Here is an 18844-nt window from a genome sequence, read left to right as displayed (position 1 = left end):
GGGGTGATTCTTATCAGGCTCAAGCGTAGGACACGCAGCCGCCTCGAAAAGGGTATGCAAGCCGTTCATCTCTAGATACAATGTGCCAACGGACGGTCACTCAGAACGTAGAGGCTCTAGTGGCACGGTTGGTTTAAACCCATGAGGCAGAGCGCAGAATGGCTATTATCGCCCTCAAAGCCTGGTACCTCCAGGAATATGAGCCGATTAAAGAATTAGAAAAACGTCCTCACGATCTGCGTCTAAGCAAAAATAGTCTGCTGAAGTCGGGGTTGCGGGCAGACTTTTTGGAAGACAGTGCGGAAGTCAAACAAGCTGTTTGGTTTCAGCGCTATCTGGAGGGTGAAGCCGTCGAGTTTTACATCGAAGGGAGCGGTGGCTATGCGATCGCCAACATTGATCTGCAAAGCCATGAGATCTACTTCACCAAGCAAGATGCCCTGACGCATTTAGAGCCAACCATCTTCCTCTGCTACCAGACCGAATATCCTGAGTCCAGCGATTTACTGCGCGAAGAGCTACAGACCTTAGTCGAGAAACTCAACCCACGATCGCGCTTGCCCCTCACGCTGGTCGAATCGCATCGCCTCACGGATGGTCCTACACGCTTGAGCAGCAAGATGATGCGATCAATTCGTCAAAGCCTGCTGTTTATTGCCGATGGTACGTCGATCGCCCAAATTGACACCTCTCCTCCACAGCTCATCCCTAGCCCAAAAGTGTGCGTTGAAGTGGGTTATGCCTTGCAGTGCAAACGCGCCGAACAAATCATCCTCACTCAAATGGAACGCTCCGACCTGCCCGGACAGTTCCCGTTCGATCTCCCCAGCCAACATCGCCTCGTCTTCAAAGACAAACCTCAACTCCACAAAAGCCTGCCCGCACTGGTGCAAACCCAGCTCCAGCGGTTTAATTTATTGCCGTGAGTTGGTGAGGAGCAGGGGAGGCGGAGGGAGCAGGGGAGGCGGAGGGAGCAGGGGAGGCGGAGGAAGCAGGGGAGGCAGAGGGAGCAGGGGAGGCGGAGGGAGCAGGGGAGACTAAGGAGAAGAAATTTGAGTTTTGAATTAATTCTGCTCCCCTTGCTTCCCCAGCCCCCCTTGCTTCCCCAGCCCCCTTGCTTCCCTACTTGCTGATAGCTAATCGCTATTTCTGGGCAATGTTAGTGTAATTAGCCTCACTGCATCGATAATTGGAAAGGTTCTCACACGCTTAAGGGAACGGACTTATGACAGGTAACTTTAACCAACCACGACCGGGTGATGCCGTAGCAGGTGCTGCGGGTACACCGAATCAGGGCGCTGCTTCAGGCGATCGACGAAGCAAATATGCTCGCACACCCACCGAATATGCGGTTCACATCTTGATTGACGGTGGGCACCGCGAAGAAGTGCGGTTTGCCACGATTCAAGAATTTCAGAAGTGGTACAGCAGTGAACTGGTGCCCAAAGCAAGCTCTGACGATTTCATTACGGTGCCGATTAAGAATGTCCAGGGCGAGTATATGGTGGTGCGCCCCTCACGAGTACTGGGCATTCGCGTGGAACCAGTTTTCAGCTCTAGCATGGAACGGTTCTAAATAAAGGCATCAAGATGAAGGCATGATCAGACGGACAGTAGCGACTAGCCATTGGCTGATGCTTTGCATCGGTATCGTTATGGCGGCTGCGATGTTGCCAGCACGATCGCAAGCCGCCGATCGCCCTTTCAAGCCTCCAATTTCAACACCGATCAGGTCTACTAGCCCTCTATTGAGACTACCAGAGGCTCCTCTCGGTCAGTCAGCAGCCAGCCAGCTTTCAGGTGACTTCCACACACCCGCAGACCGCCGATCGCTGCTGCTGGCAATCGATCAAAGCTTGCGCTATCTGCAAACAGAACGAGCGATCGCTGCGTACCGTCAACCGCTCGCTGCGGGCATTACTCGTAAGCGGGTCGATCGCAGTTTGAGGCGCTTTCGACAATTGCTGCTCACAACGGCTTCTGCCAAAACCTTGCAGGACGCGATCGAACGTGAGTTTGTTTTTTATCAGGCTACAGGCAAAGATGGTCAGGGCACCGTGGCGTTCACTGGCTACTTTGAACCTGTTTATGCTGCCAGTCGTCGTCCTACCGCAGCGTTTCGCTATCCCCTTTTTCGGTTGCCGCCTGAGCTTGCAAGCTGGTCGAAACCACACCCTACGCGACTCCAGTTAGAAGGCGCTGACGGTTTGCAGTTTCAGAATCAGTGGCTGAAGGGCTTGGAAATCGTGTGGCTGCGCGATCGTCTGGAAGCGTTTCTTATTCAGGTGCAAGGCTCAGCACGACTCCAACTGACCGATGGCAGCGTGATGACGGTTGGTACTGCTGGCACGACAGACTATCCCTACACGGGGATCGGTCGAGAACTGGTGAAGGCGGGTAAGTTTAAGCTGGAAGACCTTACTCTACCTTTGCTGATTCAATACCTCAATGACAATCCTGCCGATCGCAATGTCTACCTTCCCCGCAACAATCGCTTTGTCTTTTTTAAGCCAACAAACGGTGCCGCAGCGACAGGCAGCTTAGGCGTACCAGTAACGGCAGAACGGTCGATCGCTACCGATAAAACGCTCTTTCCACCCGGTGCGCTGGCGTTGATACAAACGCAGATTCCCTACCCTATGGCGACGGGGCAACTGGAAAAGCGTTTAGTTAACCGCTATGTGCTGGATCAAGATACGGGCGGTGCGATCAAAGGCGCAGGACGCGTCGATCTGTTCATGGGCACGGGTAAACTGGCAGGCGATCGAGCGGGACTCATTAATGCTCCTGGAACTCTCTATTACTTGCTGCTCAAGTGAACGACGGACATCAAAGCGATTGTTTTCTTTTGTCGGGACGTTACAGCTAAAGCTTCTACAGACGGTCAACTTACTCGTGCCAGTTCAGCTTCTGTCCACTGCACAGCAAGGTTCCGTTAGCGTCTGGTGGCTTCCAGGGCATTCTAGTCTACACCCAAAAGTCGTCACACACCTTGGTTAGAAAGCGCGAATGAACCCAAAACTTAGCTCACCTGAAAGTCAACGACCACCGATCGCACCGCAAACCTCGATCGATCATCCGTCTCCAGAGGTTCAGTTAGACGCGTTTGATCCCTTTGCGGACGGAGATGATGCGTCGTTTGCCAAAGCTGCCACGTTGATGATGGATCTGCCAGCAGGCAAACCAGAAGCCGTTACTCCTGAAGCGCCCTCTGAGCCTCCAAAATACATCCAGGGAGTCGTGCGGGGAACACAGGCATTTCTCATTACTAACTTGCCTGATGAATCGCAAACCCTGGCTCAACCTCAGATGGTCTGGACGATCGGGCGTAATCGAGAAGCCGCGATCCCCCTGAAAGACCGTGCGATGTCTCGCCGACATGCGGTGATTTTGTACATGCAAAACGTGGGCTTTCAGTTGATTGACCTGAACAGCATGAACGGCTCGTTTGTTAATGGCGAACGGATCCAGCAGCGACGTGTACTGAAGGATGGCGATCGTATCCGGGTCGGCAGCATCAACTTTACCTTCTACGTGAGCCATCGATCGCGTGCCCTCGAGCCAATTCATCCTGAAGTACTCGCCCGCTTCAACACGACGGAACCTCGCTCGGCATCGTTCATCGACTACGCCGAACTGGAAGACCCAGAGGTGTTGTTTAAGACGCGGAAATAGCTGTTGAGCGGTCAGCCGATTAGCGGTCAGCGGTCAGCGGTCAGCGGTCAGCGATTAGCGGTCAGCGATTAGCGGTCAGCGGTCAGATCTGACGCAAAAGGCTCTAGCAACTCAAAATTCTTCCTCCTAACCCTCTTGGCTCCTCGGCTCCTCACTCCCCCTAAAAATAAATCCTGCCCTAGACAGCGCTAGAGCAGAACACTAACATTCGCTTCGATGAGACCTACAAATCGCTTTGTGCAGCGTCTCAATACAATCAGGTGCCTGATGTCCAGGAGTTGCCGTACTCGATTTGCTCTGGGGTGAGGGAGTCGATCGCGATGCCCATTGCCTGAAGCTTGAGACGAGCGATTTCTTTATCGGCTTCGACTGGGATCGAGTGGATGCCGGGTTCTAGCTTGCCTTTGTTGGTGACGAGATACTCACAGGCAAGTGCCTGGTTCGCAAAGCTCATATCCATGACCGCGCTGGGATGTCCTTCAGCGGCTGCCAGGTTGATCAGGCGACCTTCGCCCAAAACGACTACCGACTTACCGTTTTTCAGACGATACTCTTGGGTAAAGTTACGCACATCTTTGACTTCCGTTGCCTGTGCGCCTAACGCCTTGAGGTCAATTTCGATGTCGAAGTGACCCGAATTGCAGACGATCGCGCCGTCTTTCATGGACTCGAAGTGTTCACCGCGAATGACATGCTTGTTGCCTGTGACGGTGATGAAGATATCGCCATATTTTGCCGCTTCTGCCATCGGCACCACGCGGAAACCATCCATGACGGCTTCGATCGCCCGTACTGGATCAATTTCAGTGACAATGACGTTGCCACCCATGCCGCGTGCTCGTAGGGCTGTCCCTTTACCGCACCAGCCATAGCCAGCGACGACGATCGTCTTGCCTGCCAGCAAGATATTCGTGGCTCGAATGATGCCATCTAAGGTGGATTGCCCAGTGCCGTAACGGTTGTCAAAGAAATGCTTGGTGTCAGCATCGTTCACATTCACGGCTGGAAAGGTCAGCACACCCGCTTTGAACATGGCGCGTAGTCGGACAATCCCGGTGGTCGTTTCTTCAGTGGTGCCGATCAGTTCAGAGAGCTGCTGCTGGCGCTCTTGCACCATTGTTGCTACGACATCGCAGCCATCATCCACAATAATGTTGGGTCGATGATCGAGAGCAATTTGCACATGACGGAGGTAGGTTTCACTATCTTCGCCGCGTTGGGCAAACACAGGAATACCATAATCTGCCACCAGACTCGCTGCTACGTCATCTTGAGTGGAAAGCGGGTTACTGGCAATCAAGACCGCATCCGCGCCGCCATTTTTGAGGGCGATCGCCAGATGTGCCGTTTCAGTTGTGATGTGGCAGCATGCGACCAGACGAATTCCTTTGAGGGGCGTTTCCTTTGCAAAGCGCTCCTGAATTTGCCGCAACACTGGCATCTCTCGCCCTGCCCATTCAATCCGCTGCCGTCCCAGAGGCGCGAGGGACAGGTCTTTAACTTCGTATTTTTGTTCTGTCGGACGAACGGGAGTAGCAGTCATAGATGAATTTCCTTGAAACTGAATAAAGCAGATGAGATTACTCGAAGACTAACATTCCAACCAGGATGATCGCTCATGCAATAGGGCAAGCGATCGCTGCGATTGCAGAGCCTCAAGCATCGCTGCATCCCATTAGAGAGGGACACTACAACCTTAAGCGATGATTTGGAATTCATCAAATTTGTAAGCAGAGGCGCAGCGTGGCGGTGGGCATAACGCGATCTTAGATGTCCTGTCAGCAAACGATTCTGGCTCTGTCTGTCTTTGAAGCACCTTCACGGTGTCTGCGGCGTTTAGCATAAATGCAGTACTCCTGTAGTAGTTTTATGGCTATTCATCTCCAAAATTGTCACGGGCTAAGGTTAAGGGAAGGTTACTTGAGCGATCGCAGTGTGAGTGACAACCATCGATCGCTCTGATACTGAAGGTGATTAGCGATTGTGCGACACAGCTTTGCTATAGTAGTTAAGCCAGATAAGCGGATGTGGCGGAATTGGTAGACGCGCTAGATTTAGGTTCTAGTTTCGTAAGAAGTGAAGGTTCAAGTCCTTTCATCCGCATCGTGTTGTCACTCACGGTAGTCGTCCGTAACGCGACTGTAACTATGACTTCAATTCATGAAGGATTTAGGACTGCCATACATCGATCAACTAGACGAGTACGAGCGGTTAGATCTGCCTGAGTTCTAGCGTGTGAATGACATAGGCTTGGCAAACCGCAATAACTTGGGCAATTGCAAAGAGACAGCAGTCCGTGTTTTCTTGCTACATAAATCGGGGAAGTATCAGTACACGTCGTTGAGAAGCGATCGCGTTTGCCAAAACATCTCCCGAACTTGCCCTGACGATCGCGCAAACCCTGGAAGTGTGAAACGACAACGATCAGCTTCTGAACGGGCAACTTGCTTTTCCTTTTACAGGATAGTTAGTACAATTGTTCGAGCGCGATTCTCCTTCAGAGAGGCTGTGCTTATAGCTGTCGCCAAGACGCTTAGGATGTTGGGATCAAAAGGGGTGTGGGGGTTTTGCCCCCAGTCAGGGGTTTTACCCCTGCACCCCGTCCTAACAGACATGGCTGTGGCTATAGAAGAAATGTGGCACGATCGTCTCTAAAAATCTTCCTGCTAACTGAACGCCTTCACTATGGAAATTCTCTCGGTTAGCCTCAAGAACTTCAAGTCGCATAGCGATCGCCATTTCACCTTTCAACCGGGAACCAACGCTATTTGTGGCGAAAATGGTGCGGGGAAGACGAGCCTTTTGGAAGCGATCGCGTGGACACTGTTTGACTACGCTGGCGATTACAACAAAGAGGATTTGATCCGCAACGGTGCTGCCAGCGCTCAAGTACGGGTTGCGTTTATCTCCAGCCGCGACGGACGTACCTACGAAGTCCAGCGTTGCACCAGCAAAAGCTATACCCTTTACGATCCTCAGCTTGACGAGCGCCTGCCCTACAGTCGCATCAAAGAAGAGGTCATGCCCTGGCTGCGAGAGCATTTGGGTGTAGCACCTGGGACTGATCTGAGTCAGTTATTTTCCAGCACGATCGGCGTACCACAGGGTACCTTCACCGTCGATTTTCTGCTGACGAAGGAGAAACGCAAGCCGATTTTCGACAAAATTCTCAAGGTTGAAGAATATCAGCAAAGCTGGAAAAAATTGGGCGACCTGGAAAAGTACGCGAAGAATCAGGTAGAAAGCCTGGAGCAGGAAATTGCTCACTACGACAACGATTTAACAGAACTGACACCGTTATTGCAAAAACGTCAGGAGCAGAGCGAGGAAATTGAGCGCGTCCAAACAGAGCTAGAGCAGACACAAACGGCACTGGCACACTTGCAGCATGAGCAGGAACAACTCAACGCTCAGGCAACGCAGATGCAACAGCTTGACAGTCAGTTAGAAACGTTGACAGTCCGCAGCCAATCGCAAACAGCATTGGTCGAACGGTTGCGTGTTGACTTGCAAGAAGCCGAACAGGCAGTGACAATCTGCACGGCGAGGCGGGAGGCGTTTCAGACCTTTGGACTCGCAGAAAAAACGCTGAAAGAATTGGAACAGCAGCAGCGATCGGAACGAGAACTCCAGCAAACGCGCCAGTACAGTCAGGAACAGTTGCGCGATCGCCAAACCAAACTGGCAACGCTCAACCATCAACTCGATCGCCTCCAGCAGGCAAAAACAGATATTGAGCACCTGAAGCCGTTAATCGAGCAGCAGCAGCAGTTTGACCAATCTCTACAGGCTCTCAATCAGCAGCTTCAGAACTGTGTGAACTGGCAGCACACTGCAAAAGAACAGGAAAAACGACTTGCCCAGGTGCAAACCCGTAGCGCTCAAATCGAGCAGGATATCATCCGCGTTCGATCGCTGGAACCATTGGTGCAGCAGATACCGCTGCTGGAGCAGCAGCAGCAGCGCTACCAGCAGCAGCTTAGCCGGGTCGCAGTGGCGGCTCAGTTTGAAGCGGACTTGCGGCAATTGTTAGAACAGTCAGAGGCAACGGGCGATCGCCATCTCACACAGGTCGCGGCAGCCGAAGCGACGTTGAAAGACTTGCAGCAAACCGTGCCGCTCTGGGCAGAGCCGTTAGAGTTGGCGCTAACAACCCTGCAAAAAGGCGTTCATTGGCAACAGCAGTTAATGGCTGCGCTTCAAGACATGCTCAAGGATCTAGCAGAGCAAACGTCAGAAGCCCGGTTAGAACACCAACTTCAGCAACTGCAAGCAGATTTGAAAATCGCCCGCCAGCATCAGCTTGAATGCTCTAGTTTGGAACGACTGTTGAGCGATCGCGATGAGCGTCACGAAGAGGCGATCGCGCTCCAAGCCAGTTTAAAAGAGCTGCACACCCAACTAACCGCCGAACCATTTTTGCAAAAACAGCAGACGCGATTACTTCAGGATCTCGCTGCCCTGGGTGATCCTCGCGGTCGCAGTCGCTTGCAGCAGCAGGAACTTCAGCAAGAGCCAACCGTTCGAGCTGCATTGCAGGCATTGCAGGCATCACTGGCAACCGATCAGCAGGCGATCGCCGCACTCGATCAACAGTTGCTTGCGTTTGCCGAGCTATCAGAGGCGTTGCAGACACAGCAGTCGTTACGCGAACAGCACCGGGAGGCGCATCAGGAGTATCTAGAGCATCAAAAACTGGCAAATAGCCGCAAAGAGCGACATCAACAATTGCAAGACGCGATCGCGCAACTCCACACGCTAGAGCAAGACGCAAAAACTGTCAGTGAAGCGCGCGATCGCCTGGGTGAAACCTTTGACGCAGCCCATTTTCAAACTGTGCAACTGTCGTATCAGCAAATGAAAGAACGTGGCATTGGGCTGAATGCTAGCCTGCCTGATAAGTTGAAATACCTGGATGCATTAAACCAGCAGTTGACTCGTTTGGAAACGGTTCAGACAAAGCGATCGCAGGCTCAAGTCGCACTGGAGCAAAAACGGAAAACACAGCGCTTTGTCAAGTTTGCTCGTGATGCTTACAAAAAGGCTGGACCGCGCATCACCGAGCGCTATGTCCAAAACATTTCCCGCGAGGCAGATCGGCTCTTCCGCGAATTGCTGAACCGTCCGAATGTGGGGCTGGAATGGACACGAGAGTACGAAATTATGGTGCAGGAAGGCGCACACACCCGTCGTTTTATCAATCTTTCTGGTGGGGAGCAAATGTGTGCCGCGTTAGCGGTACGGCTGGCATTGCTCAAAGTGCTGGCAGATATTGATGTGGCGTTCTTTGACGAGCCAACAACCAATATGGACAAACCGCGACGAGATCATCTGGCAGAAGCGATCGCCAATATCAAAACGTTCCGTCAACTTTTCGTCATCAGTCACGATGATACGTTTGAGAAAGTGACTGAAAACATCATTCTGGTCGAACGCGAAACGTAGACATCGACTACACAAAAAAAGAGACGCTTTGGTGAAACGCCTCTATCAATGGCTGTAATGGGTTGCATCGCCCCAGTTACTTTTTCGCTTGCTTCTGAAAATCCGCCTTGCAGACGTTCAGAATGCGGTAGTCGTTTTCACTCACTTTACTCAAACGCTGAAAGCCTTGTAGTCCGATATTTTGAAAGGCTGGGTTACCCTCAGCCGCAACATTGGAGGTGCGTTCTAGCGCGATTTCAAACGGATTAGCAGTGCGATCGTAGCTATTGACCACCGTCAGCGCCAATTGCTCATTTTGAAACTTACCAGAGGTGCAATCAAAGGACGATCGCGGCATGTAGAGTGCGCCAACGACATTGCCTTGCTTCGCTTCAAACACGAAATATCCCTGCCCCACCTGATCGGGCTGCGTAGATTGCCCATACAAATAGACACCATCAGGCAATACTTGCTTGGTGGCTTGTGCCCTGGGCGCTGACTGGGCGCTAGTGGCGATCGCAGGCAGCAAGCCTGCACCAAGCAAACCGACGGTCAAGGAGAGACCTGCCAAGAGACTGCGGGAGCGTTCGACCTGAGAGAACCACGGTGAGATAGCGTTGAAAATTAAGTTTCGCATCGTATTTCTCCTGTGGATTTGAAACGATGAACTAAAAAGGCTTTTTTGCCTTGCACTCCTGCGGCTGTAAGCGCCAGAAGCAATAACGAGAATAGATACAAATGCCGTTGCATCGATTCCGGAGGATATGAACAGATTACGCTGAACTCAAAGACTCAGCATCATCCCTGTGACTCACCCAGTTAGGTGAGTCAGCGCTACTTTTGGCAGATTTAGGTGGACAGATTGAAGCTTGGTAGGTTTAGAGCGTTGCAGGCTTAAGCGAGCTGCAAGACAACCCAGAATAGTCTACTTGCAGCAACTTGATGGGTAGGGGTGCGGTTGCTGATCATCAGTCATAAGCGTTCTGCCTAGAGTCTGATGGTCGATCGCTCAACAAGTAGAGGGGATACGGGAACGATAGAGACGGCTGCACCTGCCGTTTACCTCTGTATAACTATCAAATCATTGATGACGGGCTTCTATAGTTACATTTAATGACAGCAATTGACTGTGCAGTCTTTGTCTGAGGTGGGTACCATTCAGATAGATTAGGATGAAGCCACAGCTAGCGGTGAAGCGAATGTCTGTAAGGCATGACTTCTTCTCCTGGCGACTGAATGTTGCAGCTACAGAGACACTAGCGTAGCCATGCCCAAGGGGCTATAAGCTGCTTGAGTCCAAAGGACTGGCTCTGCCAGCGCAGATTCTCAAAGCCTCGACTGTCTGTTAATCCGTACAGGTAGACTTCGCTTTTTTAGCTGCGTCAAGCCCTTGACATCTAAGAGACGCTTCGCGTCTCCACGGAGCTAGTTGATTTGCCCAGCTTCTAAGCGTCATTGCTGCTCTCAGGACGATCGCCACTGCAATCAGGCAAGCCTCCAGCCCTGAAAGTCCTCCTGTTAGTCTCATAGCAAGGATGCTCAAGAAGACATCTTAGGCAGTGGTCAGTTTCGTTACGTTGCTCTACCGTCTCTTCCTGCCCCAACCCAGTTCTTGTAGCCTACATGACGGATTTCCGCGTTAATCCTCAACGGATGGTCAGAAACGGTCGCCGTTGGCTGACACTGGCTCTCAAGCATCCTGCCTTACTCTCTAGCGTCCTGGCTACTGGCTTAGTGCTCGGCGTTCGTCAAGCAGGTGGTCTCCAATCACTAGAGCTACTGGCATTTGACCAGATGGTGCGGCTGCGCCCCGATGCTGGCGTTGATTCTCGCTTGCTGGTCGTCGCTATTACCGAGGACGATATTCGATCGCAAAACCGCTGGCCCATTTCCGACCAAGTCGTTGCTCAACTGCTGGCAAAGCTCAACCAGTACAAACCAAAAGTCATCGGGCTAGACCTTTATCGTGACGTGCCGCAGCAACCGGGACATGAAACCTTGCTCAAGCAATTGCAGTCTAGCAATGTGACCACTGTAATGCTGCTGGGTGATGCTGATAATGGCAGTGTGCCGCCACCACCCGGAATTGCCAGCGATCGCGTTGGTTTCAGCGATTTTGTGGTTGACCCTGATGCGGTTGTGCGCCGAAATCTCCTGTTTGCCACCACGGAGAGCGATCAATACTATTCGTTTGCGCTCCGCTTAAGTCTGCAATACCTGGCTGACCAAAAGCGACCGTTTCGCGCGAACCAAAACGCTCTGCAAATTGGTAAAGCGGTTTTTCCAGCACTCAATCCCCATGCTGGCAGCTATCAAGCGCTCGACGATCGAGGCTACCAGGTGCTGCTCAACTACCGCTCTTCCAACAACGTCGCACGACAAGTGACGCTCACACAGGTGCTGCAAGGGGAGCTACAGCCAGAGTGGGTGAAAGACAAGCTAGTGCTGATTGGCACCACTGCCCCCAGCGGCAAAGATTTATTTTTAACGCCTTACAATTTGTCTGCCAGACAGCAAGACCCCAAAACACCCGGCGTTTTGATTCATGCTCAGATGGCGAGCCAAATTCTCGGTCACGTTCTGGACGGTAACTCCTTGCTGTGGTATTGGTCTGAACCGGGTGAAATTTTGTGGCTATGGCTGTGGGCGATGCTGGGCAGCGTGTTGGCATGGCGGTTTCGTCACCCTGCCTCACTGGTGTTCATGATTACTGCCGCCGCAGGCGGTCTCCTTTGCATCTGCTTTGGCATTTTGCTACAGGCGGGTTGGGTACCTGTTGTACCCGCTGCGATCGCCCTCATCGCCGCTACTGCTGGAGTTGTGGTTTATCGTCTGCTGCACGATGCCTTTCACGATGCGCTGACGGGGCTTCCTAATCGCGCGCTGTTTATGAAACAGCTTGAGTGGATCATCAAGCACAATGAGCGGTTTAGTACATGGAGAAAGCGATCGGAGGCACCCACGATCGCGGTTCTCTTTCTGGGCTTGGATAGCTTCAAGGCGATCAACGACAGCTTTGGGCATCGTCTGGGTGATCAGTTGTTGGTGGCTACAACCGATCGGCTCAAAACCTGCCTGCATCCGACCGATCAACTGGCACGAGTGGGCGGTGACGAATTTGCTATTCTACGACACAATGTGCAAGATCCTGATGAAGTCACCTATCTAGCCGATCAGCTTCAGCGACAGATGACACTACCCATTAAGCTCAATGGGCAAGAGGTGTTTAGTACTGCCAGCATTGGCATTGTGCTGGGTCGCTCAAACTCAGACTACGAACCTGAAGATATTCTGCGCGATGCTCACACCGCTATGCATCGGGCAAAAGCATCGGGTAAAGCACGCCATGAGGTGTTTGTCACAGGCATGCGCGTACAGGTGATGACGCGTCTCCAGCTTGAAACCGATTTGCGTCACGCGATCGAACGGCAGGAATTTCGGCTGCACTACCAACCGCTCATTGCGCTGCAAACAGGGAAAATCGTTGGCTTTGAAGCATTGGTGCGCTGGCAGCATCCTCAAAGGGGTTTAGTGCCTCCCAACGATTTCATTCCAGTGGCAGAAGAGACCGATCTGATTATCCCAATGGGACAGTGGATTACTCACGAAGCGTGCCGCCAACTGCGACTGTGGCAAGAAAAGTTCCCTAGAGAGCAACCGCTAATAGTAAGCGTTAACCTTTCAGGCAAGCAGTTTTCACAGCCAGATTTGGTGGAAAGCATTGAGCAAGCATTGGAAGAGACTGGCTTGGACGGGCACAGCCTGAAGCTAGAAATTACCGAAAGCATGGCAATGACGGATGTGGAGTCTACGATCGCCCTCCTCCATCGCCTCAAAGCACTCCATCTGCAACTCAGCATTGATGACTTTGGCACAGGCTATTCATCCTTAAGCTACCTGCATCGGTTCCCAACCAATACGATTAAGGTCGATCGCTCCTTTGTCAGCCGCATGGGTGATGAAAGCGAAGATGCCCAAATTGTCCAGACCATTATCATTCTGGGACACAACTTAGGCATGGATATTGTGGCAGAAGGCGTAGAAACCGCCGAACAGCTCGCCAGTCTACGCGAACTCAAATGCGAATATGGTCAGGGCTTTTTCTTCTCCAAACCCCTGGTAGCAGAAGCAGCAGAAGCGTTGCTGAACACTGATCCGCAGTGGTAAGGAGAAAGAGAGAAAAGCTAAGGATGAAGGCTAAAGGCTAAAGGTTTGAGTTCTTCTTGCTCCCTCTGCTCCCCTTGCCTCCTCTGCCCCTCCGCCTCCTCTCCTGCCTCTCTTCTCAAAAGCAATTCCCTTCCAGGCGTATACTAGCGCTGAGAGGGATTTTGCGGCAGGAACGTTGATGATGCAGAGAATTTGGACGAGCGTTGGAGCGATGCTTCTGGTTGTATTGTTGACTGCCTGTGGTTTGCCGATCGCCGCCCCTAGCCACAAATTAGTGGAACGGGCGATCGAGCAACAAATGCGCCAGACGCAGGCAGACCTCAATCAACAGCTCCGGCTCAATATGCAACCGACTGATCTAAATATTAAGCGGGTTGTCATTGCGAAACAAGAACCTTTAATCATTGAAAACTTGAACGCCTTTCGGGTGCGCGGCACTTACAACGTCACTACAAAGCTACCGACACGGCAAATCACAGAGCAGCAAAATCCGTTTGAGGTGTATCTGCAACGTCAGAAAGAAGGCAAAACCTGGCGCTTGGCGCACTTAGAATCGGATGAAAATGGTGAGCCAATTTGGGTGACACAGCGCCTTCGGTAAGGGCTTGTTGAAGGTGACCACAAATCTTTGGAAAAGCTATCAGCTATCAGCTATCAGCTATCAGCTATCAGCTATCAGCTATCAGCTATCAGCTTTCGACGAAGATACTATCTGCTGACCGCTGACCGCCTGCTACCGTTTATAGACAATGAAGCCCGCGATCGCATCCAGCAGTGCCTCCGGTTCGTCAGCGCGGATGGAATGACCGCTGTGTTCAAAAATTCGTAAATCGGCGTTGGGGATAGCGCTGGCGATTTCTTCAGAAAATTCGGGCGCACAAATCCAGTCGTGGCGTGCACCAATCACTAACGTTGGAGCGGTAATTTTGGGTAACTCGCTGCGAATATCGTAGGTGCGTAGAAAGCCACCAAACGCCACGTTAATCGCATCAGGTGAGACGATCGCGCGATCCCAGGCTTTCTGGGGCGAGTCTGGGTCGTAGGTGATGGAGTAGAGCGATCGCATGACGGTGAAGTACTCCTGCAACTGCGCTTCATTCTCAAAGTTGCCATCCCAGAGGCGTTGGGCGATCGCTTTTTGTTCCTCAGTGCCTCGCTCTGCCAAAAGTTCCTTTGCTCGTGCCAGAAAGCGGTAATCGGGGACGGTGACGATCGCAATCAGATGGGACACATTCTCTGGATAGCGACTCGCATACGTCAATGCCACCATGCCACCGTAAGACGCGCCAATTACAACAATCTCGTCTAAGCCAAGATGTTGGCGGAGTGCCTCCATATCCTCGACGTTGTTATCGAGCGTGTAGGTTTCTTTTGCGCCCCGTGCCGATCGCCCCTGCCCGCGATGGTCAAAGTAAACCAGTTGCATTTTCTTGCTCAGCGGTGAGAGCGTCGGCTTAAAAGACGTGTGATCGGCTCCAGGTCCACCATGAACCAGAAAAGCAACAGGCTTCTCTCGCATTCGGTTGCCATCCGGTATCAGTCCCGCGCCCTCAATATCAAAATAAAGCTCTGTATCGCGTAACTTGGCTCGCATAGCGATATAAATCCTGAAGATGCAGTGATTAGCGGTCAGTGATTAGCAGTCAGCTATCAGCTATCAGCAGTCAGCTTTTTAGCCTTTAGCCTTTAGCCTTCATCCCTTGCCTTCTGCCTCCCTTATGAGTAGCCGATGATTTGCGCTGGCAGGTTCATCACCGATCGATAATGTGCCTCCACTTCAGCAATCTTGGTCGATTGGCGGTTTGTGATCCACTGGCTGCGATCGAACAGATTTTGCCGCAGATCATCGACATTGATGGTGGTGACATTGCCGTTGGCGACAATGCGATCGCCCCGCACCCAGACGCTATCGACTGCTTGCGTGGGACGACCCAGTACTAGAAGTCCGATCGGATCGGTACGCGGCAGCAGGGACAGATTTTTCAGGTCGTACAGCACCAGATCTGCCTGTTTGCCGACGGTGAGGGAGCCAAACTCGTCTGCCATGCCTAACCCCGTAGCACCCCCGATCGCGGCTACCTCAACGGCTTCGCGGGGTGTCATCCAATGGCGATAGTCAAAATCGGTGACGTTGTGCAAAATTGAGCCGATCTTGATCGCTTCCAGCAGGTCTTGCGAATCGTTGCTGGCAGACCCATCGCAGCCAAAGGCAACATTCACGCCTGCCCGCAGATATTTGAGCATGGGCGCAATCCCACTACCGAGGCGCAGATTACTCAGCGGATTGTGCACAACGGTCGCTTGAGTTTCTGCAAGGATGGCAATGTCTGCGTCATCCAGCCAGACGCAGTGTGCCAAAGAGGTACGATCGCTCAAAAAGCCCAACTGCTTCAAATGCTCAACCGCGCTACAGCCATACTTTTCGTGCGCCAACATTTGTTGGGCTTTCGTTTCCAGCAAATGGGTATGAAGGGGCAGCATGTAGCGATCGCTCAACTCAATGAATCCCTCAAACAGCGCATCGGAACTCAACTGCAATCCCGTTGGTGCAGGCAGAATCGTAACCCCTTCGTCTGGCTTGTGAAACTGGAGAATGGCTTCTTGCAGCACCGCGATCGATTCCTGCGTCGATCGTTGATACGGCACATGTTCGCGCTCAACTCCACCCGATGGAATGCTGGCTGTCAGTGGTTCATCCTGCATTAACGGACCCACAAACGCACGGATGCCCACTTCGCGATAGGCACGCACGACAGCGGCGATCGACTCCAGTTCACGTCCCGGAATCATCACCAGATGATCGACAACGCTGGTGCCGCCTGAGAACAAGGTTTCGACTGCTGTTTGCAACGCACTCAGGTATAACTGCTCTGGGTCAAGCGGCTCAAATTCATATAGTTCGGCAATCCACAACTCCAGCGGGACTGGCGGAATGATGCCCCGTTGCCACATTTCTGGCGAATGGGTGTGAGCATTTACAAATCCGGGCAGCAGCAGCTTATCGCGTCCATCCACAGCGGTTCCTACAAGTTCCAGGCTGGGTGCGATCGCCGCAATGCGCCCCTCCACAATTTGCACATCAACCGTCTCATACCCCTGCTCAACCGGAACCAACGCACTCTGAATAGTGAAATTCACAACCCTAAGCCTTCCTAACCTGAATCCTTCCTAACCTGAATCTTTCCTAACAATGAGAAAAACACTACCGATGGCAGCCTTTTTGCCTATTCATCCATCTTAGCGGTAGATATTGTGTTTATTAACTCTAAGTCAAGCGGTTGAGGTCTTTGCAGCGGTTAGAGTTATATTGCGCGAACTGACCAGTCAGCGCTTGCGCGATCGCAACGGGTAATCCTACTAAAAACGGAGAGCACCATGCAGCCTCTACGACAGGGAGATGTCATTTTGCTCCCAACTCCAACATTAGAAGGACAGCTATTGCCACACCTGACGCTGGCAGAAGGCGAAGTCACGGGACACAAACACCGCATCAGTGATGGGCAGGCAGAACTGTACGAAAAGGACGGCACATTGTATCTGCGAGTGCTTTCAGAAATGGCAACGCTAACGCACGAAGAACACAACGCGATCGCCATTCCCCAAGGCATCTGGATAATCCGCATTCAGCGCGAATATGAACCAGAGGGATGGCGGTCTGTGGCGGATTGAGGCGTGGAAAGAAACCGGGTTTCTATAGACAGTTCTAGTTTGCTTATGTTCTTCGTCAAGAAACCCGGTTTCTAAGCAATCGATTGTGTAGATTTGAGGTGTGCGATCGTCCCTTTCTTAAAGGATGTCTATGAAACTCAAGGTGACTGAGCAAGGTGTAACGATTCCAAAAGAGTTTTTTGCAGGTGTCGAAGAAGTTGAGGTGCACCAGGAAAATGGCTGTCTGGTAATGGTGCCAACTCAATCATTGCAAAAACCGCGAGTGCTGGGATTACATGCTGGTTCGATTCAAATGAGTGATGATTTTGATGAACCGCTGCCGGATGAGTTTTGGTTGGGTGACAAGTGAAACTATTACTGGATACTCATGCCTTTATTTGGCTAGATAGTAACCCCTCTCGACTGTCTGAACGAGTGCGATCGCTGCTTCAAGATCCAAACAATACTCTACTTCTTAGCGTCGTCAGCATTTGGGAAATGCAAATCAAAATTCAGATAGAAAAACTACAAATCAGCCTCTCTTTGGCAGAATTGGTAGAAAGCCAAAGACAAGCAAACATGATTGAGATTTTGCCCATTTCTCTACCTCATGTCCTTGCACTCGATCACTTGCCATTGCATCACAAAGATCCGTTCGATCGTCTAATGGTTGCCCAAGCGAATATTGAAAGTGCTACTTTAGTTAGCCAGGATGAAACTCTATCAAGATATTCTGTGCAATTGATTTGGTGAGTTAACGCTTCGATCGCTAAAATGACACAGCCAGAAATTACTCAACTCACGCCGGAACAAGAGGCGCTGATTCCGGTGTATCGGGAGAAGTGGCGAAAGATTGCACTTTCAACGGAGCTGATCGATCGAGAGAAAGCGGCGAGAGCAGTTGAAGCTGCTTACAAGTTCATTAACAGACCAAAACCTAAAATTATTTTCTCTGAAAGCCCTTTCACCGCTTTTAGGGTTGCTATATCAATCGCAGAAGGAAATAAGAATCTTTTTGGAGCATGGCAAGAACAAATAGATCTTGCATCTCAAATCAGCAAAAATATTTTCTATAACTTAACTAATTTATTGAGTGAAAAATTAATTAATTCGTTAGGGAACAATATTGGAGAAGAAATATCAAGCCATCTAGTGAACAATTTAACAGGAAAAATCTTCAAGAATGATGATCAAACTTCTCTGCGAAACAGAGAACTTATAGAGCGAACTAATTTGTTGGCTGGGCTTTTCAAACCGGAAGTGTACTATCGACAGTCCAGTGAGTTAGATTTTTGCATTTCTGCGTTGAATCGATATTCAGATCGTAAAGGATGGGAAATTATTCTGCCTTTGATTCAGGAATGTGCCTGGATATTTCCGTTTTCAGGCACAGCAATTATATGCGATCGCCCCCGCATTCTTCGCTTTGATTCTGAAACCCGACTCCACGCTGAAGGCGAACCTGCCATTCAATTTGCGGATGGCTACAGCTTGTATTCCCATCATGGTGTGACGTTGCCCGAAAAATATGGCACTGTGCATCCGCATCAGTGGCAATCAGAATGGTTGTTAACCGAAGGTAATGCCGAACTCAGGCGAGTGTTGATTCAAGGCATTGGTTACGCGAGAATCTGTCAGGAATTACAGGCGATTGAGTTAGATGACTGGCAAGAATACGCGCTGCTCAAAATTGATGCGGAGGCTGATGTCGAGCCGATTTATTTGCTCAAAATGACCTGTCCGAGTACGGGGCACATTCATGCGCTGAGAGTGCCGCCTGCCATGACGACTGCTAGAGAAGCCATCCGGTGGGTTAATTGGGATATCGATCCAGAAGCGTTTGCGGTGCAGACCTGAGCAATATTGCTTATGAAACGATCGCACAGCCTAGTAGGATGGATGGGTGAGCAAAACTGCGATCGACACCCTG

At 51.3% G+C, this 18844-nt stretch carries 15 protein-coding genes and 1 tRNA gene; 12 read left to right on the top strand and 4 right to left on the bottom strand.

The features are described 5' to 3' along the window. Positions 1-158: 158 nt before the first annotated feature. From AC5JO6_RS05780 to AC5JO6_RS05765, 4 genes are all read left to right on the top strand, one after another. Positions 159-926 (top strand): hypothetical protein, encoded by a 768-nt coding sequence (locus AC5JO6_RS05780; protein ID WP_496080095.1) that lies wholly within the window; start codon positions 159-161, stop codon positions 924-926. A gap of 431 nt (positions 927-1357) precedes the next feature. Continuing rightward, on the top strand, positions 1358-1576 hold the full coding sequence (locus AC5JO6_RS05775) for a hypothetical protein (protein WP_496080159.1): 219 nt from the start codon (positions 1358-1360) through the stop codon (positions 1574-1576). Positions 1577-1598: 22 nt separating this feature from the next. Continuing rightward, the gene (mltA, locus tag AC5JO6_RS05770) at positions 1599-2819 is read left to right on the top strand and encodes a murein transglycosylase A (RefSeq protein WP_496080094.1); all 1221 of its coding nucleotides are present in this window, start codon (positions 1599-1601) and stop codon (positions 2817-2819) included. Positions 2820-3009: 190 nt separating this feature from the next. Continuing rightward, complete coding sequence (locus tag AC5JO6_RS05765; protein ID WP_496080093.1) at positions 3010-3675, top strand: FHA domain-containing protein; 666 nt, start codon at positions 3010-3012, stop codon at positions 3673-3675. Between the two features lie 256 nt (positions 3676-3931). On the opposite strand, the gene ahcY is transcribed toward AC5JO6_RS05765, so the two are convergent. Next, the gene (gene ahcY / locus AC5JO6_RS05760; RefSeq protein ID WP_496080092.1) at positions 3932-5218 is read right to left on the bottom strand and encodes an adenosylhomocysteinase; all 1287 of its coding nucleotides are present in this window, start codon (positions 5216-5218) and stop codon (positions 3932-3934) included. Between the two features lie 478 nt (positions 5219-5696). On the opposite strand from ahcY, the gene AC5JO6_RS05755 reads away from it, so the two are divergent. Further along, a tRNA-Leu gene (locus tag AC5JO6_RS05755) sits at positions 5697-5778 on the top strand. 582 nt (positions 5779-6360) lie between these two features. Beyond that, complete coding sequence (locus AC5JO6_RS05750) at positions 6361-9120, top strand: AAA family ATPase (RefSeq protein ID WP_496080091.1); 2760 nt, start codon at positions 6361-6363, stop codon at positions 9118-9120. 76 nt (positions 9121-9196) lie between these two features. Here AC5JO6_RS05750 and AC5JO6_RS05745 read toward each other — a convergent pair whose 3' ends face one another. Continuing rightward, positions 9197-9736 (bottom strand): hypothetical protein, encoded by a 540-nt coding sequence (locus AC5JO6_RS05745; RefSeq protein ID WP_496080090.1) that lies wholly within the window; start codon positions 9734-9736, stop codon positions 9197-9199. A 986-nt stretch (positions 9737-10722) separates the two neighbouring features. Here AC5JO6_RS05745 and AC5JO6_RS05740 point away from each other — a divergent pair. Both AC5JO6_RS05740 and AC5JO6_RS05735 read left to right on the top strand, forming a co-directional pair. Then, on the top strand, positions 10723-13266 hold the full coding sequence (locus AC5JO6_RS05740) for an EAL domain-containing protein (RefSeq protein ID WP_496080089.1): 2544 nt from the start codon (positions 10723-10725) through the stop codon (positions 13264-13266). A gap of 178 nt (positions 13267-13444) precedes the next feature. Continuing rightward, a complete protein-coding gene (locus AC5JO6_RS05735; protein ID WP_496080088.1) occupies positions 13445-13867 on the top strand; it encodes a hypothetical protein in 423 nt (140 codons plus the stop codon). A 132-nt stretch (positions 13868-13999) separates the two neighbouring features. Here AC5JO6_RS05735 and AC5JO6_RS05730 read toward each other — a convergent pair whose 3' ends face one another. Together AC5JO6_RS05730 and AC5JO6_RS05725 are read right to left on the bottom strand one after the other, a co-directional pair. Beyond that, the gene (locus tag AC5JO6_RS05730) at positions 14000-14860 is read right to left on the bottom strand and encodes an alpha/beta fold hydrolase (protein ID WP_496080087.1); all 861 of its coding nucleotides are present in this window, start codon (positions 14858-14860) and stop codon (positions 14000-14002) included. Between the two features lie 122 nt (positions 14861-14982). Then, complete coding sequence (locus tag AC5JO6_RS05725; protein ID WP_496080086.1) at positions 14983-16404, bottom strand: amidohydrolase; 1422 nt, start codon at positions 16402-16404, stop codon at positions 14983-14985. Positions 16405-16641: 237 nt separating this feature from the next. Between AC5JO6_RS05725 and AC5JO6_RS05720 the strand changes: the two genes are divergently transcribed. From AC5JO6_RS05720 to AC5JO6_RS05705, 4 genes are all read left to right on the top strand, one after another. Further along, a complete protein-coding gene (locus AC5JO6_RS05720; protein WP_496080085.1) occupies positions 16642-16935 on the top strand; it encodes a DUF8820 family protein in 294 nt (97 codons plus the stop codon). 124 nt (positions 16936-17059) lie between these two features. Beyond that, the gene (locus AC5JO6_RS05715; RefSeq protein WP_496080084.1) at positions 17060-17284 is read left to right on the top strand and encodes a hypothetical protein; all 225 of its coding nucleotides are present in this window, start codon (positions 17060-17062) and stop codon (positions 17282-17284) included. Continuing rightward, positions 17281-17667, top strand: coding sequence for a type II toxin-antitoxin system VapC family toxin (locus AC5JO6_RS05710; protein WP_496080083.1), 387 nt, complete (start codon positions 17281-17283; stop codon positions 17665-17667). The genes AC5JO6_RS05715 and AC5JO6_RS05710 overlap by 4 nt, the downstream gene beginning before the upstream one ends. Before the next feature lie 21 nt (positions 17668-17688). Then, entirely contained in the window at positions 17689-18771 is a 1083-nt protein-coding gene (locus tag AC5JO6_RS05705; protein WP_496080082.1) for a DUF6745 domain-containing protein, read from the top strand. Positions 18772-18844: the final 73 nt, after the last annotated feature.

The sequence above is a fragment of the Tildeniella sp. genome (assembly GCF_059505325.1).
Note: the sequence above shows the minus strand (reverse complement) of the source record. Positions and strands in the feature narration are given on the sequence as shown.

Coding starts and splice junctions, on each gene's coding strand:
- AC5JO6_RS05780 (WP_496080095.1), top strand. CDS start 159: ATGGCTATTATCGCCCTCAAAGCCTGGTACCTCCAGGAATATGAGCCG.
- mltA (WP_496080094.1), top strand. CDS start 1,599: ATGATCAGACGGACAGTAGCGACTAGCCATTGGCTGATGCTTTGCATC.
- AC5JO6_RS05765 (WP_496080093.1), top strand. CDS start 3,010: ATGAACCCAAAACTTAGCTCACCTGAAAGTCAACGACCACCGATCGCA.
- ahcY (WP_496080092.1), bottom strand. CDS start 5,218: ATGACTGCTACTCCCGTTCGTCCGACAGAACAAAAATACGAAGTTAAA.
- AC5JO6_RS05750 (WP_496080091.1), top strand. CDS start 6,361: ATGGAAATTCTCTCGGTTAGCCTCAAGAACTTCAAGTCGCATAGCGAT.
- AC5JO6_RS05745 (WP_496080090.1), bottom strand. CDS start 9,736: ATGCGAAACTTAATTTTCAACGCTATCTCACCGTGGTTCTCTCAGGTC.
- AC5JO6_RS05740 (WP_496080089.1), top strand. CDS start 10,723: ATGACGGATTTCCGCGTTAATCCTCAACGGATGGTCAGAAACGGTCGC.
- AC5JO6_RS05735 (WP_496080088.1), top strand. CDS start 13,445: ATGATGCAGAGAATTTGGACGAGCGTTGGAGCGATGCTTCTGGTTGTA.
- AC5JO6_RS05730 (WP_496080087.1), bottom strand. CDS start 14,860: ATGCGAGCCAAGTTACGCGATACAGAGCTTTATTTTGATATTGAGGGC.
- AC5JO6_RS05720 (WP_496080085.1), top strand. CDS start 16,642: ATGCAGCCTCTACGACAGGGAGATGTCATTTTGCTCCCAACTCCAACA.
- AC5JO6_RS05715 (WP_496080084.1), top strand. CDS start 17,060: ATGTCTATGAAACTCAAGGTGACTGAGCAAGGTGTAACGATTCCAAAA.
- AC5JO6_RS05705 (WP_496080082.1), top strand. CDS start 17,689: ATGACACAGCCAGAAATTACTCAACTCACGCCGGAACAAGAGGCGCTG.